16 protein-coding genes are annotated in these 16,289 nt (G+C 68.7%); 9 read left to right on the top strand and 7 right to left on the bottom strand.

Annotated features, from left to right (window positions below; all coding sequences use genetic code 11):
* Positions 1-4: 4 nt before the first annotated feature.
* The 6 genes from gyrB to dnaA form a co-directional block, all read right to left on the bottom strand.
* The gene (gene gyrB / locus IF47_RS0124785; RefSeq protein WP_031511225.1) at positions 5-2,101 is read right to left on the bottom strand and encodes a DNA topoisomerase (ATP-hydrolyzing) subunit B; all 2,097 of its coding nucleotides are present in this window, start codon (positions 2,099-2,101) and stop codon (positions 5-7) included.
* 379 nt (positions 2,102-2,480) lie between these two features.
* Positions 2,481-3,002, bottom strand: coding sequence for a DciA family protein (locus tag IF47_RS0124780; RefSeq protein WP_031511224.1), 522 nt, complete (start codon positions 3,000-3,002; stop codon positions 2,481-2,483).
* Between the two features lie 68 nt (positions 3,003-3,070).
* The gene (gene recF, locus IF47_RS0124775; protein ID WP_031511223.1) at positions 3,071-4,192 is read right to left on the bottom strand and encodes a DNA replication/repair protein RecF; all 1,122 of its coding nucleotides are present in this window, start codon (positions 4,190-4,192) and stop codon (positions 3,071-3,073) included.
* Positions 4,193-4,210: 18 nt separating this feature from the next.
* Complete coding sequence (gene gnd / locus IF47_RS0124770; protein ID WP_037733315.1) at positions 4,211-5,146, bottom strand: phosphogluconate dehydrogenase (NAD(+)-dependent, decarboxylating); 936 nt, start codon at positions 5,144-5,146, stop codon at positions 4,211-4,213.
* A gap of 226 nt (positions 5,147-5,372) precedes the next feature.
* Entirely contained in the window at positions 5,373-6,503 is a 1,131-nt protein-coding gene (dnaN, locus tag IF47_RS0124765; protein ID WP_031511221.1) for a DNA polymerase III subunit beta, read from the bottom strand.
* A gap of 950 nt (positions 6,504-7,453) precedes the next feature.
* Positions 7,454-9,217, bottom strand: coding sequence for a chromosomal replication initiator protein DnaA (gene dnaA / locus IF47_RS0124760; RefSeq protein ID WP_037733313.1), 1,764 nt, complete (start codon positions 9,215-9,217; stop codon positions 7,454-7,456).
* 406 nt (positions 9,218-9,623) lie between these two features.
* On the opposite strand from dnaA, the gene rpmH reads away from it, so the two are divergent.
* The 9 genes from rpmH (at position 9,624) to IF47_RS0124715 (ending at position 15,901) form a co-directional block, all read left to right on the top strand.
* Complete coding sequence (gene rpmH, locus IF47_RS0124755) at positions 9,624-9,761, top strand: 50S ribosomal protein L34 (RefSeq protein WP_031511218.1); 138 nt, start codon at positions 9,624-9,626, stop codon at positions 9,759-9,761.
* A gap of 24 nt (positions 9,762-9,785) precedes the next feature.
* Positions 9,786-10,178 (top strand): ribonuclease P protein component, encoded by a 393-nt coding sequence (gene rnpA, locus IF47_RS0124750; RefSeq protein ID WP_031511216.1) that lies wholly within the window; start codon positions 9,786-9,788, stop codon positions 10,176-10,178.
* Entirely contained in the window at positions 10,175-10,462 is a 288-nt protein-coding gene (gene yidD, locus IF47_RS0124745) for a membrane protein insertion efficiency factor YidD (protein ID WP_031511215.1), read from the top strand. Before rnpA ends, yidD begins: the two co-directional genes overlap by 4 nt.
* 12 nt (positions 10,463-10,474) lie before the next feature.
* Entirely contained in the window at positions 10,475-11,575 is a 1,101-nt protein-coding gene (gene yidC, locus IF47_RS0124740) for a membrane protein insertase YidC (protein ID WP_031511213.1), read from the top strand.
* Positions 11,576-11,590: 15 nt separating this feature from the next.
* Complete coding sequence (locus tag IF47_RS0124735) at positions 11,591-12,088, top strand: Jag family protein (RefSeq protein WP_031511212.1); 498 nt, start codon at positions 11,591-11,593, stop codon at positions 12,086-12,088.
* Positions 12,085-12,816: a 16S rRNA (guanine(527)-N(7))-methyltransferase RsmG gene (gene rsmG, locus IF47_RS0124730; RefSeq protein ID WP_031511211.1), complete on the top strand. Its 732-nt coding sequence runs from the start codon at positions 12,085-12,087 to the stop codon at positions 12,814-12,816. The genes IF47_RS0124735 and rsmG overlap by 4 nt, the downstream gene beginning before the upstream one ends.
* A gap of 233 nt (positions 12,817-13,049) precedes the next feature.
* Positions 13,050-14,123 carry a ParA family protein gene (locus IF47_RS0124725; RefSeq protein ID WP_078592093.1) on the top strand — a complete coding sequence of 358 codons (1,074 nt, stop codon included), beginning with the start codon at positions 13,050-13,052 and terminating at the stop codon, positions 14,121-14,123.
* Positions 14,120-15,238 (top strand): ParB/RepB/Spo0J family partition protein, encoded by a 1,119-nt coding sequence (locus tag IF47_RS0124720; protein WP_031511208.1) that lies wholly within the window; start codon positions 14,120-14,122, stop codon positions 15,236-15,238. Before IF47_RS0124725 ends, IF47_RS0124720 begins: the two co-directional genes overlap by 4 nt.
* 45 nt (positions 15,239-15,283) lie before the next feature.
* Positions 15,284-15,901: a GNAT family N-acetyltransferase gene (locus tag IF47_RS0124715; RefSeq protein ID WP_031511207.1), complete on the top strand. Its 618-nt coding sequence runs from the start codon at positions 15,284-15,286 to the stop codon at positions 15,899-15,901.
* Here IF47_RS0124715 and trxA read toward each other — a convergent pair.
* Positions 15,888-16,265: a thioredoxin gene (gene trxA / locus IF47_RS0124710; RefSeq protein WP_078592098.1), complete on the bottom strand. Its 378-nt coding sequence runs from the start codon at positions 16,263-16,265 to the stop codon at positions 15,888-15,890. The genes IF47_RS0124715 and trxA overlap by 14 nt on opposite strands.
* Positions 16,266-16,289: the final 24 nt, after the last annotated feature.

Here is a 16,289-nt window from a genome sequence, read left to right as displayed (position 1 = left end):
CGGATCAGATGTCGAGGAAGCGGACGTCCTTGGCGTTGCGCTGGATGAACGAGCGCCGCGCCTCCACGTCCTCGCCCATCAGGATCGAGAACAGGTCGTCGGCGGCGGCCGCGTCGTCCAGCGTCACCTGCCGCAGCACCCGGTGCGCCGGGTCCATCGTGGTGATGCGCAGTTCCTCGGCGTTCATCTCGCCCAGACCCTTGAAGCGCTGCACCGAGTCGTCCTTGATGCGCTTGCCCTGTTCGCGGCCGAGCCGGATCAGACTGTCGCGCTCGCGGTCGGAGTAGGCGTACTCGAACTCGTCGCGCGACCACTTGATCTTGTACAGCGGAGGCTGGGACAGGAAGACGTGGCCGGCCTCGACCAGCGGGCGCATGAAGCGGAACAGGAGCGTCAGCAGCAGGGTGTTGATGTGCTGGCCGTCGACGTCGGCGTCCGCCATCAAGATGATCTTGTGGTAGCGGAGCTTGGCGATGTCGAAGTCCTCGTGGATCCCGGTGCCGAAGGCCGAGATCAGCGCCTGGACCTCCTGGTTCTGCAGGACCTTGTCGATCCGCGCCTTCTCCACGTTCAGGATCTTGCCCCGGATCGGGAGGATGGCCTGGTACTGCGGGTTGCGGCCGGACTTGGCGCTGCCGCCCGCGGAGTCGCCCTCGACGATGAAGATCTCGCACTTGGAGGGGTCGTTGGACTGGCAGTCGCTCAGCTTGCCCGGCAGCGACGCCGTCTCCAGCAGGCCCTTGCGCCGGGTCAGGTCCCGTGCCTTGCGGGCCGCCACGCGCGCGGTGGCCGCCTGGATGGCCTTGCGGATGATGTCGGCCGCCTCGTTGGGGTTGCGGTCCAGCCAGTCGCTCAGGTGCTCGTGGACGATCTTCTGGACGAAGGTCTTGGCCTCGGTGTTGCCCAGCTTCGTCTTGGTCTGGCCCTCGAACTGCGGCTCGCCCAGCTTCACCGAGATGATGGCCGTCAGGCCCTCGCGGATGTCCTCGCCGGTGAGGTTGTCGTCCTTCTCCCGCAGCAGCTTCTTGTCGCGGGCGTAACGGTTGACCAGACCGGTCAACGCCGCGCGGAAGCCCTCCTCGTGGGTGCCGCCCTCGTGGGTGTGGATGGTGTTCGCGAAGCTGTAGACACCCTCGGTGTACTGGGTGTTCCACTGCATCGCGATCTCCACCGAGATCCGGCGCTCCTTGTCCTCCGCCTCGATGTCGATCACGGAGGGGTGGACCGGCTCGCCCTTGCGGGAGTTGAGGTGGCGGACGAAGTCCGAGATGCCGCCCTCGTAGTGGTACCGGACGTGGCGCGGCTTGTCGTCCTCCGCCTCGTCCGTGGTGTCCGCGCCCGCCGTCAGCTTGGCGGCCTCCCGCTCGTCGGTCAGGGTGATCGTCAGACCGCGGTTGAGGAACGCCATCTCCTGGAAACGGCGCGAGAGCGTCTCGAAGGAGTACTCGGTCGTCTCGAAGATGTCGCCGTCGGCCCAGAAGGTGACGGAGGTACCCGTCTCGTCGGTGGGCTCCCACCGCTGGAGCGGTGCGGTCGGCACGCCCATCTTGTAGTCCTGCGTCCACCGGTAGCCGTCGGTCCGGATCTCCACCGACAGCCTGGTCGACAGCGCGTTGACCACCGAGACGCCCACACCGTGCAGACCGCCGGAGACGGCGTAGCCGCCCCCGCCGAACTTGCCGCCCGCGTGCAGCACCGTCAACACGACCTCGACGGCCGGCTTGCCCTCCGAGGGGACGATGCCCACCGGGATACCGCGCCCGTTGTCCACGACCCGGACGCCGCCGTCGGCCAGCAGCGTCACGTCGATGGTGTCCGCGTAGCCGGCCAGCGCCTCGTCGACGGAGTTGTCGACCACCTCGGAGACGAGGTGATGAAGACCACGCTCACCGGTGGAGCCGATGTACATGCCCGGCCGCTTGCGGACCGCGTCCAGACCCTCCAGGACCGTGATCGCACTGGCGTCGTACGACGAATCGCCACCACCGGCCTCGGGGGCGGGCGGGGTCGCGGACGGGACAGGGGAATCCCCGCCGGTAGCAGGGAAGGTTTCGTTGGAGTTGCCGGAATCGGCCACGAAGCGCCCTTTCTGGCACAGCACAAGCCTCCCCCTGCGTTCGGCGGGAAGGAACCCCGTCCGGGCGAGCAGGAGCGGCTGCGTCGTTCGACTTGTTCCGCAGTAAGGCGGGTGTGCTTCCAGTCTACCGGTACGACTGACAACGATGGGGGTTTGCGGGTACCTGGCTCCTCATGTGCCGCCCTGAACCGGCATGAGCCGACTCCCTATATGCGGGCCGGGCCCCCGAGACGCCCAAGACGCCCCTCAGCGCTTCCGGATGTCAAGGCTCCGTCACTGTGAGCGCGCTCACGAAATAATCCTTTTCGTCCGTTTTCTCCGGCGCTCCGGTACCGCTCCCACGCTCGCACACGGCTCGTCCGCGGTTCACCCGCGTTCCGTCCACAGCGGTGCGCCGGACGCGTCAGCCGTAGGTGTCCCCGGGGCCCCTGCTCCCCGGCGCGCGCAGCGGGCCGTGCCGGGTGTTCGGGGCCTCCGGCCCCCGAACCTTGATCAACTTCACCGTCCCCGGCCCGAGGTCGGCGTTCAGCCGCGCCACGAGCTGCGGCGCCAACAGCCGCACCTGCGTCGCCCACGCCGTCGAGTCACAGCGCACCGACAGCACCCGCTCCCGCTCGTCGTACGACTGCGGGACGCAGTGCCGTGCGAGGTCTGGCCCCACCAAGTCCGGCCAGCGGCCCATCACACCACCGACCGCCATCGGCATCTCCCAGCCGCGCTCGGTCTTCAGCCGCTCGATCGCCGCACCCAGCGGCAGGGGATCACGGCCGTCCCGCCGCGCTCCCGACCGCAGCCCGCCCGCGCGGGCCTCCCGCTTCCGCCGCGCCACCGTGCCCCGGGCCCGCGCCTGCTCGCGGGCCGCCCGCAGCGCCACCCGCGCCAGGTCCACGCCCGACGGCTCCGGGGCCGGCCCCGGAATCCTCACCTCCGCGGACCGGTCGACCGCCTCGCCGGGACCTTCCCCCCGGTCCTCCTCCGGACGCCGGTGTTCCGTCACAGACGGGTCACCTCCCCACCGCCGACCACGTACCGCGCCCCCGCCAACGCCTTCGGCACGTCGTCCTCGACCGCCGCCGTCACCAGCACCTGCTCACCGGACGCCACCAGCTCGGCCAGTCGGTCCCGCCGGCGGACGTCCAACTCGGCGAAGACGTCGTCGAGGACCAGCACCGGCTCGTTGCCCTCGCTCCGCAGCAGGTCGTAGGAGGCCAGCCGCAGTGCCAGGGCGTACGACCACGACTCGCCGTGGCTCGCGTACCCCTTGGCGGGCAACTCCCCCAGCTTCAGCACCAGGTCGTCACGGTGCGGGCCCACCAACGTCACCCCGCGCTCGATCTCCTGACGGCGGGCATCGGCCAGCGCGGCCAGCAACTGCTCGTACAACTCCTCGCGCGTACCGCCCTCCACCGGGGTGCGGTACTCCAACGCCACCGGGCCCCCGCCCGGCGCCAGCCGCTCGTACGCCTCGTCCGCCAGCGGACCCAACGCCGCCACCAGAGCCATCCGCTGGGAGAGCAACTCCGCCCCGGCACGGGCCAGGTGCTGGTCCCACACGTCCAGGGTGGACAGCGCTCCGCTCCCGGACCCGCCACCGTGCCGACGGGCCATCGCGGCCGTCTTCAACAGGGTGTTCCGCTGTTTGAGCACCCGCTCGTAGTCCGCCCGCACCCCCGCCATCCGCGGCGACCGGGCCGTCACCAACTCGTCCAGGAAACGGCGTCGCTCCCCGGGGTCCCCCTTCACCAGCGCCAGGTCCTCCGGGGCGAACAGCACCGTGCGCACGATGCCCAGCACATCCCTCGGCCTGACCTGCGACGATCGGTTGATCCGGGCCCGGTTGGCCTTCCCCGGATTCAACTCCAGCTCCACCAACTGCTGCCGGTCCCCCTGGCGCACCACCGCGCGTATGACGGCGCGGGCGGCGCCGGCCCGCACCAACGGGGCGTCTGAGGCCACCCGGTGACTGCCCAGAGTCGCGAGATACCCCACGGCCTCGACGAGGTTCGTCTTGCCTTGGCCGTTCGGGCCGACGAAAGCCGTGACGCCCGGATCGAGCGGGACCTCGACCCGGGCGTACGACCGGAAGTCGGCGAGCGACAGATGCGTGACGTGCATCGGTTCCTTGTGTGACGCTCAGCCGCCGACGGGCGGGACGACATCCGCGCCCGGCGAGTCGGCGCCCTTCTCGCCGCCGGCGGCGGCGGTCACCGCGTGGCCACCGAACTGGTTGCGCAGCGCGGCGATCATCTTCATCTGCGGGGAGTCCTCCTGGCGCGACGAGAACCGCGCGAACAGCGACGCGGTGATCGCGGGCAGCGGAACGGCGTGGTCGATCGCCGCCTCCACCGTCCACCGTCCCTCGCCGGAGTCGGCCGCGTAACCGCGCAGCGCCCCCAGGTGCTCGTCGTCGTCCAGCGCGCGGACGGCCAGGTCGAGCAGCCAGGAGCGGATGACCGTGCCCTCCCGCCAGGAGCGGAAGACCTCGCGGACGTCGGTCACCGCGTCCGCCGCCTCCAGCAGCTCCCAGCCCTCGGCGAAGGCCTGCATCATCGCGTACTCGATGCCGTTGTGGACCATCTTCGCGAAGTGGCCCGCGCCCACCTTCCCGGCGTGCACGGAGCCGAACTCGCCCTCCGGCTTGAGCGCGTCGAAGATCGGCTGCACCTTCGCCACGTGCTCGGCGTCGCCGCCGTACATCAGCGCGTAACCGTTCTCCAGGCCCCACACACCACCGGAGACCCCACAGTCCACGAAGCCGATGCCCTTGGCCGCCAACTGTTCGGCGTGCTTCTCGTCGTCGGTCCAGCGGGAGTTCCCGCCGTCCACGACCACGTCGCCCGGGGAGAGCAGCTCCCCCAGCGCGTCGATGGTCGCCTGGGTGGCGGCTCCGGCCGGAACCATGACCCACACCACCCGCGGGGCCTTCAGCGACCCCACCAGTTCCTCGAGACTGTCGACATCGGCGAGGTCCGGGTTGCGGTCGTATCCGACGACGGTGTGGCCGGCACGGCGGATGCGCTCGCGCATGTTGCCGCCCATTTTGCCGAGACCGACGAGACCGAGCTCCATCAAGGGGCCTTTCTTCGGTGTTCTGGCTTTGCGTACCCGGGTACGAGCCTACGCCCGAGGGGGTGCCGCACACCTGCGGCCGTACCCCGCTCGAATGCGCGGCCGGCCGCCTGTGAAACCGCCGGTCGCGGCCTCGCGGAGGCTGCCCCCGCGCACCCGGCCCGCGGCCGGGTACCCGGTCGGGCGGCACTTTGCGGTGGACGCGGACGGCGGTCGCAGGGCGGCCTCAGCCCGACAGTCGCACCGGCATGATCAGGTACTTGTACGACTCGTCCGCCTCCGCGTCCACCGCGGGCTTGCCGCTCAGCAGGGCGGGCTTGGTCGAGGTCGTGAAGGACAGTTGAGCGACCGGCGCGTCGATGGCGCTCAGCCCCTCCAGCAGGAAGCCGGGGTTGAAGGCGATCGAGATGTCCTCGCCCTCCAGTTGCGCGTCCACCCGCTCCACGGCCTGCGCGTCGTCGCTGGAGCCGGCCTCCAGCGTCAGCGCGCCCTGCTCGAAGGAGAGCCGCACCGGGGTGTTCCGCTCGGCCACCAGCGAGACGCGCTTGACCGCCTCCACGAACGGAGCCGTCTCGATCACGGCGATCGAGTTGAACTCCGTCGGGAACAGGGTCCGGTACTTCGGCAGGTCGCCCTCGAGCAGGCGCGTCGTGGTCCGCCGGCCGTTGCCCTCGAAGCCGATCAGGCCCTCACCGGCGCCCCCGCCCGACAGCGCCAGCGTCACGTCGTCCCCACCGCTCAGCGACTTCGCCGTGTCCAGCAGCGTCTTGGCGGGCACCAGCGCCACCGCGGAGGCGTCCGGCGTCTCCGGCTTCCACAGGAACTCGCGGACCGCGAAGCGGTAGCGGTCGGTGGACGCCAGGGTGACCGTGTCCCCCTCGATCTCGATCCGGACGCCGGTGAGCACCGGCAGCGTGTCGTCGCGCCCTGCCGCGATGGCCACCTGGGCGGCGGCGGCCGCGAAGACCTCGCCGGGGACCGTGCCGGTCGCGCTCGGCATCTGGGGAAGGGCCGGGTACTCCTCCACAGGCAGTGTGTGGAGTGTGAACCGCGAGGAGCCACAGACGACGCTCACTCGTACACCGTCTGTGGAAATCTCCACGGGACGGTTGGGGAGGGCGCGGGAGATGTCCGCGAGGAGGCGGCCGGAGACGAGGACCGTCCCCTCCTCCTCCACATCCGCCTCCACCGAGACCCGCGCCGAGACCTCGTAGTCGAAGCCGGACAGGCTCAGCGAGCCCTCCTCGGCCTTCAGCAGCAATCCCGCGAGAACCGGCACCGGAGGCCGGGCCGGGAGGCTGCGGGCCGCCCATGCCACCGCCTCCGCGAGGACGTCACGCTCCACCCGGATCTTCACCTAAGCCGCCTCCTGCTGTTGCTGGCTGCTCGCCTTGCTGGCCTTCGTCGTCGGCTTGTCGCCGGAGACCAGTCTGACGCACACCACTGACAGCCGGAGCAGGTCGGGGTCAAGTCGTGGTGAGAGCTCCGGGGCGCGGTCGGGCCGAGTTGTGCACAGGGCCCGTTTCCGAGCGAAGTTCCCGCTTTATATCCGTGGTCGTAGTAGTAGGGCCTGTGGATATCGGGGATAACTCGATCCGCGCAGGTCAGAGCGGTGATTTTGTCCACCGTGCCTGTGGACGGGGCGGTGGACGGAGAGGGGCCGGCTGTGGACGTCCGGAAGTTCTGCACAGCCGATGCACAGCGAGCCGTGACTTCTCCCCAGGGTCGCCCACAGTTTTACCCACCTTCTCAACAGCCCAACCCTGCCTCTTGGTGTGACGCCTTTCACACGTACGGGTGATGCGTCGCGTTGTGTTGTCGAACAGTGGACAGCCCTGTGGAGAAGTCGGGAAAAGCTGTGCACAACACGGCCGGGCCTGTGGGTCGGCGGTGGACAACTCGATCCGCCGCTGTGTGCACATGCTCCGTCCACAACCTGTGGAAAACTTTCGACCACAGATCCACACCCGGCTGACCTGCCCTGTTCGGCTGTGGACGGTCGCTCCTGTGGACGCTATCGGGACAACCTCCCGTTCCCCAGCATGTGGACGGGAAAAAGTCGGCGAATCTGTGGACCGCTCCCTTCCACGCCCATGGATTCGAACAGCGGGCGGGCACAGCCGGAGGCGGACACCGGGGCGGAACCGAAGACGGACACGTGGAACCGAAGACGGACGCGGGGCGGCCGGGAGGGGGCTGTGGCGGGGCAGGGAACCCACGGCAGGAAACCCGAGGCAGGGAGAAGCCCCCGGGAGTCCGCTGTCTCCCGGGGGCTTCGCGGGCCGGGCCGCGACGGCCTGCCGGCCGTCAGGCGTTCTTGATGCGGTTGGTGAGCTCGGTGACCTGGTTGTAGATGGAGCGCCGCTCGGCCATCAGCGCGCGAATCTTGCGGTCGGCGTGCATCACGGTGGTGTGGTCCCGGCCGCCGAACTGGGCGCCGATCTTCGGCAGCGACAGATCGGTCAGCTCACGGCAGAGGTACATGGCGATCTGCCGCGCGGTGACCAGGACCCGGCTGCGCGAGGAACCGCACAGGTCGTCCACCGTCAGCCCGAAGTAGTCGGCGGTCGCGGCCATGATGTTGGTCGCGGTGATCTCCGGTGCCGCGTCCTCGCCGCCGGGGATGAGGTCCTTCAGGACGATCTCCGTCAGGCCCAGATCCACGGGCTGGCGGTTGAGACTGGCGAAGGCCGTGACCCGGATCAGCGCGCCCTCCAGCTCGCGGATGTTGCGGGAGATCCGGGAGGCGATGAACTCCAGCACCTCCGGTGGCGCGTTCAACTGCTCCTGGACGGCCTTCTTCCGCAGGATCGCGATGCGGGTCTCCAGCTCGGGCGGCTGGACGTCGGTGATCAGCCCCCACTCGAACCGGTTGCGCAGCCGGTCCTCCAGGGTGACCAGTTGCTTGGGCGGCCGGTCGGAGGAGAGCACGATCTGCTTGTTGGCGTTGTGGAGGGTGTTGAAGGTGTGGAAGAACTCCTCCTGCGTCGACTCCTTGCTCGCCAGGAACTGGATGTCGTCGACCAGCAGGATGTCCATGTCGCGGTAGCGCTTGCGGAACGCGTCCGCCTTGCCGTCGCGGATGGAGTTGATGAACTCGTTGGTGAACTCCTCCGAGCTGACGTACCGCACCCGCGTGCCCGGGTAGAGGCTGCGGGCGTAGTGCCCGATGGCGTGCAGCAGGTGCGTCTTGCCCAACCCGGACTCGCCGTAGATGAACAGCGGGTTGTACGCCTTCGCCGGCGCCTCGGCCACGGCCACCGCCGCGGCGTGCGCGAAGCGGTTGGAGGCGCCGATGACGAAGGTGTCGAAGAGGTACTTCGGGTTCAGGCGGGCGGTCGGCTCGCCCGGCCCGGACGCGGGCGCCGGCTGCGCGGCGAGCGGACCGGGGGCGCCGCTGGGCGCGGGGAGCTGCGGGGAGTCGGCCCGGCCCGTGGCCCGGGGGCCGGTGTAGCGGGGCACGGGCGGCTGGTCGTAGGGCGACGCGTGGTGCCGGCCGTCGTAGGAGGGGGGTTCGTACGACGGGGGCTGCGGCGGGTACGGGTCGCGCGGCGGCTGCCAGGCGTCGGGCTCCTGCCGGCGCGGCCAGGCTCCCGGCTGGTGCTGGGGCGCGTGCGGGTAGTCCGGGTACGCGGGCCGCGCGTTCGGCAGCTCGGGCCGGTCCTCGTGCTGGGGACCGTGGGGGTGCTCGTAGTGCTGCTCGTCGTAGTGCAGCGGCTGCCGGTGCGGCGCGGGCTGGTGGTGCTGAGGCGGCTCGGGGGAGGCCGGTGCCGCGGGGGGCGCCGGAGCGGGAGGCTCCGGGACCGGTCCGGTGACGGTGATCGCGAGGCGGATGGGCTGCTGGCACTCGCGACTGAGCGCTTCGGTGATCAGGGGGGAGAGCCGCCCCTCCAGAACGCCCTTGGCGTACTCGTTGGGCACGCCGAGCAGCGCGGTGCCGGACACCAGCACCAGGGGCTGGCAGTCCTTGAGCCACCGCTGGTCCTTGGCCTCGACACCCTGGCCGTCGGCGAGGAGCTGCTCCAGCACGCGTGGCCACACTGCGGCAAGATCGGCAGGTAGGTCAGCCACAGGGCACGCTCTCTCACTCGCTGGGTGGGTTGTTCGGGGGTGATCGGGGGTGTTCCGGTCCGGTCGGGCTCCGATGGCCCCACCCATGTGTGGTTCTCGGGACGGTCGGGAAGAAAAGGGAGTTCAGCCACGGTAGTCAGCGCGGCGCGTGCGGTTCAAGTCGTTGTCCACAGCCTGTGTACAGAACCCCCCGGCCGGCCCTGGTTTGACCTTATGGCACGGTGCCGCGTACCGTGACGAGGTCGAGTTGTCGATGGCTGCTGCCGCCTGCCTCCGATGGGCAAGATCCTGGTGGTCTGTAGAAGCGGTGCACTCGGGCGTTGCGAGCTACTCGTGGGCGCACGGTGACAGCCATTCGGCGCCCCACACGTCTCGTGAGAGACACAAGCATTCCTGGAGCCCCCGAGTGAGCAAGCGCACCTTCCAGCCGAACAACCGCCGCCGCGCGAAGACCCACGGTTTCCGGCTGCGCATGCGGACCCGCGCCGGTCGTGCGATCATCGCGTCCCGCCGCAGCAAGGGTCGCGCTCGTCTGTCGGCCTGACCTTTCGGACCGCGGGGCCGTGACGTGCTGCCTACCGAGAACCGGCTGAGGCGGCGCGAGGATTTCGCGGCCGCGGTGCGTCGGGGACGCCGGGCCGGGCGCCCGCTCCTCGTCGTCCACCTGCGCAGGGGATCCCCTCGACCCGATTCCGAGGGACGTACGGACCCGCACGCCGCGGAGGGAGTCGCTCCCCCGGCGCGTGCGGGTTTCGTCGTGAGCAAGGCCGTGGGCAATGCGGTCGTCCGCAACCGCGTCAAGCGTCGCCTGCGTCACTTGGTGAGGGATCGGCTCGACGCGCTGCCGCCCGGTAGCCTGATGGTCATACGGGCGCTGCCCGATGCGGGCGGGGCGGACCACGAGGAACTGGCCCGTGATCTGGACACCGCACTGCAGCGGCTGTTGGGAGGCCCCTCGTGAAGTACCCGCTGCTGTGGTTGATCAAGCTGTACCAGTGGACCATCAGTCCGATGCTCGGGCCGGTGTGCAAGTACTACCCGTCGTGCTCCCACTACGGCTATGAGGCCATCAACCGGCACGGCGCGGTGAAGGGGACGGCGCTGACCGCCTGGCGCATTCTGCGCTGCAACCCATGGTCGTCCGGCGGGGTCGATCACGTTCCCGCCCGGAAGCACCCGGTCTGGCATCAGCGGCTGCGTGGCCGCTGGCAGCACCGGACTCAGTCCAATGCCCAAGGAGCCTGACTCGTGGACACGATCGACACGATCCTCGGTCCTCTCTATACCGCTGTTTCCTGGATCATCGTCCAGTTCCACAAGCTGTACAGCGTCCCCTTCGGGGAAGACAGCGGATGGGCCTGGGGTCTGTCCATCGTCTCGCTGGTGATCCTGATCCGTATCGCCCTGATCCCGCTCTTCGTGAAGCAGATCAAGGCGACGCGGAACATGCAGGCGCTCCAGCCGAAGATGAAGGCGATCCAGGAGCGCTACAAGAACGACCGGCAGCGCCAGTCGGAAGAGATGATGAAGCTGTACAAGGAGACGGGGACCAACCCGTTCTCCAGTTGCCTTCCGATTCTCGCGCAGTCGCCGTTCTTCCTGGCGCTCTACCAGGTGCTGAACAAGATCGCCAACAACCAGGAAGTCGGTGTCCTCACCCGGGACCTGGTGAAGAGCGCCCGTGAGGCCCACATCTTCGGGGCTCCGATCGCGGCCCGCTTCATGGACAGCGCGGACAAGGTCGCCACGCTGGACGCCTCGCTGACCAACGTCCGTGTGGTCACCGTCATCATGATCCTGCTGATGTCGGCGTCGCAGTTCTACACGCAGCGGCAGCTGATGACGAAGAACGTCGACCTGACGGTCAAGACGCCGTTCATGCAGCAGCAGAAGATGTTGATGTACATCTTCCCGATCATCTTCGCGGTCTTCGGCATCAACTTCCCCGTCGGTGTCCTCATCTACTGGCTGACCACCAACGTGTGGACCCTCGGGCAGCAGATGTACATCATCAAGCGCAACCCGACCCCGGGTTCGCTGGCCTGGAAGCAGCGCCAGGAGAAGCTCCGTGCCAAGGGCAAGCTGAAGGAGGACCCGCAGGAGGTCCAGGCGAGGAAGGCCGTCGAGGCCGCCCGCGCCAACCGGCAGCAGCCCAAGCGCATGACCAAGGCCCAGCGCCAGGCCGCAGCGGTCGCCGCGGAGGAGAAGAGGGCCGCTGAGAAGGCCGGTGAGGAGCAGTCCTCCACGGCGGAGAAGACCTCCGGGAGCGACCGGCCGGCGCGGACCAGGCAGCAGCCCAAGAAGAAGTCCGGGCAGCGCAAGGGTCCGCAGCGTCCCAAGCACCCGTCCAAGAAGTAAGTAAGGAGTCCACTCGTGACGGACACGACCGCAGAGGGCACCGACACCCTGACCCGCCTTGAGCAGGAGGGGGAGATCGCGGCCGACTATCTCGAGGGGCTCCTCGACATCGCGGACCTCGACGGTGACATCGACATGGACGTCGAGGCCGACCGCGCCGCCGTGTCGATCATCAGTGACGGCGAGAGCCGGGACTTGCAGAAGCTCGTCGGCCGGGACGGTGAGGTGCTGGAGGCGCTGCAGGAGCTGACGCGGCTCGCGGTGCACCGGGAGACCGGTGACCGCAGCCGGCTGATGCTGGACATCGCCGGTTACCGGGCGCGCAAGCGTCAGGAACTGACGGCGCTGGGCACTCAGACGGCCAAGGATGTGAAGCGCACCGGTGAGCCCGTGAAGCTCAGGCCGATGACGCCCTTCGAGCGCAAGGTCGTGCACGACGCCGTGGCCGCGGCCGGACTGCGCAGTGAGTCCGAGGGCGAGGAACCGCAGCGCTGCGTGGTTGTGCTGCCGTGACGGAGCCCGCGTCGTCGACCCTTCCTCCCGCGCCCGAGGTGGCGCGGGAGGTTTTCGGTGATCGCTTCGCCGACGCGGTCCGCTATGCGGAACTGTTGGCGGAGGTGGGAGTCAAGCGTGGGCTGATCGGGCCGCGTGAGGTGCCGCGCCTGTGGGAGCGCCACCTGCTGAACTGCGCGGTGCTCTCGGAGGTCGTGCCCGAGGGTGTGACGGTCTGCGATGTCGGTTCGGGAGCCGGTCTGCCGGGTGTGCCGCTCGCGCTGGTCCGACCGGATCTGGAGATCACGCTGCTGGAACCGCTGCTGCGGCGGACGAACTTCCTCCAGGAGGTCGTCGAACTGCTGGGGCTGGATCATGTGTCCGTGGTGCGGGGGCGGGCCGAGGAGGTCCTCGGGTCGCTGACGCCGGTGCATGTGGTGACGGCCCGGGCGGTGGCCCCGCTGGACCGGCTCGCCGGGTGGGGGGTGCCGTTGCTGCGCCCGTACGGAGAAATGCTGGCGCTCAAGGGAGACACGGCGGAGGAGGAACTCAGGGCGGCGCGTTCCGCGCTTCAGAGGCTCGGAGCGGTGGACGCGTCGGTGCTCCGTGTCGGCGAGGGGCTGGTGGACCCGCCGGCGACCGTGGTGCGGGTCGAAGTCGGAGAGAGTCCGGGCGGGGTGCGCTTCGCCGCCAAGCGGGCGAAGGCCGCGCGGACAGGCCGCTCCCGAGGGGTCCGACGCCGACGGTGATCCTGGAGTGGGGTTTCATTACTCCGTAAAGTCACCAAAGACGCCTTTTGCGGAGTGTCGCCACGTCCGGGATCGAGCGTGGATGCATCGTGCTTCCCGTGAAACGTCGCTTCTTGCTGCACGGACTCATCCATCGTGGGCGTTCGACCGGTGGGTCACGCTCACCCAAGCCCCGCTCGAAAGTGGAATCGTCCACAGGTGAGCGGGGCTCGCTGGTTCCCGACCCGGAGGACGTGGCAGGCTCTGTTCATTGCGAGCCTGATGTCGAGGAGAGTGAACCGTTGCGGTCCGACGGCCATATCGCGGGACCGATGACCGATCCGGTCCCGGGCCCCCGTTCTGAAACGGCGGATGTTTCACGTGAAACGTTGAGTGAGAATCCGCCCCCGATGGACGCCACCCCCGGATACAACGGGGATGTCTCCGCACCGGTCGGCCGGGCCGCTCAGCAGGCGGTCGCGGCGATGAACCGGGCCGGCGAAGCCCTTCCCCGCCCCGAGGAGACTCGGATCATGGTGGTGGCCAACCAGAAAGGCGGAGTCGGCAAGACCACGACCACGGTGAATCTTGCCGCCTCCCTCGCTCTGCACGGGGCGCGGGTTCTGGTGATCGACCTCGATCCCCAGGGCAACGCGTCCACCGCTCTGGGGATCGACCACCATGCCGAGGTGCCCTCGATCTACGACGTGCTGGTGGACAGCAAGCCGCTCTCCGACGTCGTTCAGCCGGTGCGGGAGGTGGAGGGTCTCTTCTGCGCCCCGGCCACGATCGACCTCGCCGGCGCCGAGATCGAGTTGGTGTCACTGGTGGCACGGGAGAGCCGGCTGCAGAAGGCGATCGCCGCGTACGAGCAGCCGCTGGACTACATCTTCATCGACTGCCCGCCCTCGCTGGGGCTGCTGACCGTCAACGCCCTGGTCGCCGGAGCGGAAGTGGTCATCCCGATCCAGTGCGAGTACTACGCACTGGAGGGATTGGGGCAGCTACTGCGGAACGTCGAACTGGTCAAGGGGCACCTCAACCCCAAGCTCCACGTCTCGACGATTCTGCTCACCATGTACGACGGACGGACGCGGCTTGCCTCCCAGGTGGCGGAGGAGGTGCGCGGGCACTTCGGCAAGGAGGTCCTGCGGACCAATATCCCGAGGTCGGTCCGCATCTCCGAGGCGCCCAGCTACGGGCAGACGGTTCTCACCTACGACCCGGGTTCCAGTGGTGCGCTCTCCTACCTGGAGGCGGCCCGGGAGATCGCACTGCGAGGCATCGCCAAGCAGCAGGAACAGCACATGGTGGAGGGGACTCAGTGAGTGAACGACGTAGAGGGCTGGGTCGAGGGCTCGGTGCGCTGATCCCCGCGGCACCGACGGGACCGGACGACAGTGCCAGCCCCCTGGTGGGAGAGAACGGTGCGCTTTCGCCGACCGCGGTCCCGGTTCTGACTCCGGGACGCGGGGTGGCAGCGGCCAAGGTGGCTTCCTTGCCGGGAGGCGAGGGACACCAGGGCAACGGTGTTTCACGTGAAACCACATCCGCTTCCGCGGACGGCACGGCAAGTGGGGAGGTGGCGGGTGCCCACTTCGCGGAGGTGCCGATCGACGCCATCACTCCCAATCCTCGGCAGCCGCGTGAGGTCTTCGACGAGGACGCCTTGGCGGAACTCGTCACCTCCATCCAGGAGGTCGGCCTCCTCCAGCCGGTCGTCGTCCGCCGGACGGGGCCGGAGCGCTATGAACTCATCATGGGGGAGCGGCGCTGGCGGGCCTGCCGGGAAGCCGGGCTGGAGAAGATTCCAGCGATCATCCGAGCCACGGAGGACGAGAAGCTCCTTCTGGACGCCCTGCTGGAGAACCTGCACCGGGCCCAGTTGAACCCGCTGGAAGAGGCGGCGGCATACGACCAGCTACTGAAGGACTTCAACTGCACACACGACCAGCTAGCCGACCGCATTGGACGCTCGCGTCCCCAGGTCTCCAACACACTGCGACTGCTGAAGCTGTCGCCGCCGGTGCAGCGGAGAGTGGCGGCCGGGGTGCTGTCGGCAGGGCACGCTCGTGCGCTGCTGTCGGTGGAGGACTCCGAGGAGCAGGACCGGCTCGCCCACCGCATCGTGGCCGAAGGGCTGTCGGTGCGGGCGGTCGAGGAGATCGTGACCCTGATGGGATCGAAGCCGAAGAGCAGGTCCAGGGCTCGGGGGCCGCGAGCCGGTAAGAGGGTCTCCCCCGCGCTGGATCACCTGGCGACCCGTCTCTCGGATCGCTTCGACACCCGGGTGAAGGTGGATCTGGGGCAGAAGAAGGGAAAGATCGTCGTCGAGTTCGCCTCGATGGAGGATCTGGAGCGGATCCTGAGCCAGTTCGCGCCGGGTGAGGACCAGCTTTTGGAGCAGCAGCTCTCCAGAGGAGACGACGACACCGGCGAGTGAGCGGAAGAACCAGGACAAGTGGCGCCCCATGGATACGATGTCTCCATGGGGCGTCAACTCGTTCCTCTCACTCTGGACAATCTGCCGGACCTTCCCAAGCGCTGCCGCAAGTGTGTCTTCTGGGAGCTCGATCCCGTCAGTGGTGAGGCCGCGGTGAAGGCGGGCCGGCCGGATCTGGAGAAAGAGGCCTGGATATCGGCCGTACTGCTGGAGTGGGGTTCCTGCGGGCGCGTCGTCTACGTCGACGAGGTGCCGGTGGGCTTTGTGCTCTATGCGCCGCCTGCTTATGTGCCGCGTTCGACGGCGTTCCCCACCAGTCCCGTGTCATCGGACGCGGTGCAGTTGATCACCGCGTGGTTGATGCCCGGCTATCAGGGCCAGGGGTTGGGTCGGGTGATGGTGCAGACCGTGGCGAAGGATGTGCTGAGGCGAGGCTTCAAGGCGATCGAGGCCTTCGGAGATGCCCGCTGGAAGGAGCCGGCCTGTGTGCTCCCCGCCGAGCACCTCCTGGCGGTCGGCTTCAAGACGGTGCGTCCGCACCATGCCTATCCACGGTTGAGGCTGGAACTGCGGACGACGCTCTCCTGGAAGCAGGATGTGGAGTTGGCGATCGACCGACTGCTGGGAGCTGTACAGAAGGAGCCCGCTCTCAGGCCTCTGTAAGTCTCTGTGAGCGGAGCGATCCATGCGCTCGGGACCGTGGGGACATATGGAGTCGGCGAGGCCCGTGGTGCCTTGTCGCCGTGGCGGGGTGGGAGCCGAGCAGGAGCTCCGGAACGCCACCCTGGTAGACGTTCATCGTCGGGATGGACATGATCCCGTACTTGGCGGCGGTGGCCGGGTTCTCGTCGATGTTGAGCTTGACCACGGTGATCTTGTCGGCCTGCTCCTCGGCGATCGCCTCCAGCGACGGGGCGATCTGACGGCACGGACCGCACCAGGCCGCCCAGAAGTCGACCAGGACGGGCTTGTCGCTCTTGAGGACGACGTCCTCGAAGTCGGCATCGGTGGCGGTCAGGGTGGCCATGGTGTTCTCCTTGAGTTCTCGGGG

This window comes from Streptomyces megasporus, assembly GCF_000718985.1.
Classification (GTDB): Bacteria; Actinomycetota; Actinomycetes; order Streptomycetales; family Streptomycetaceae; genus Streptomyces; species Streptomyces megasporus.
The sequence above is the reverse complement of the archived record's forward strand: the minus strand, read 5'-3'. Positions and strand labels throughout refer to the sequence as shown.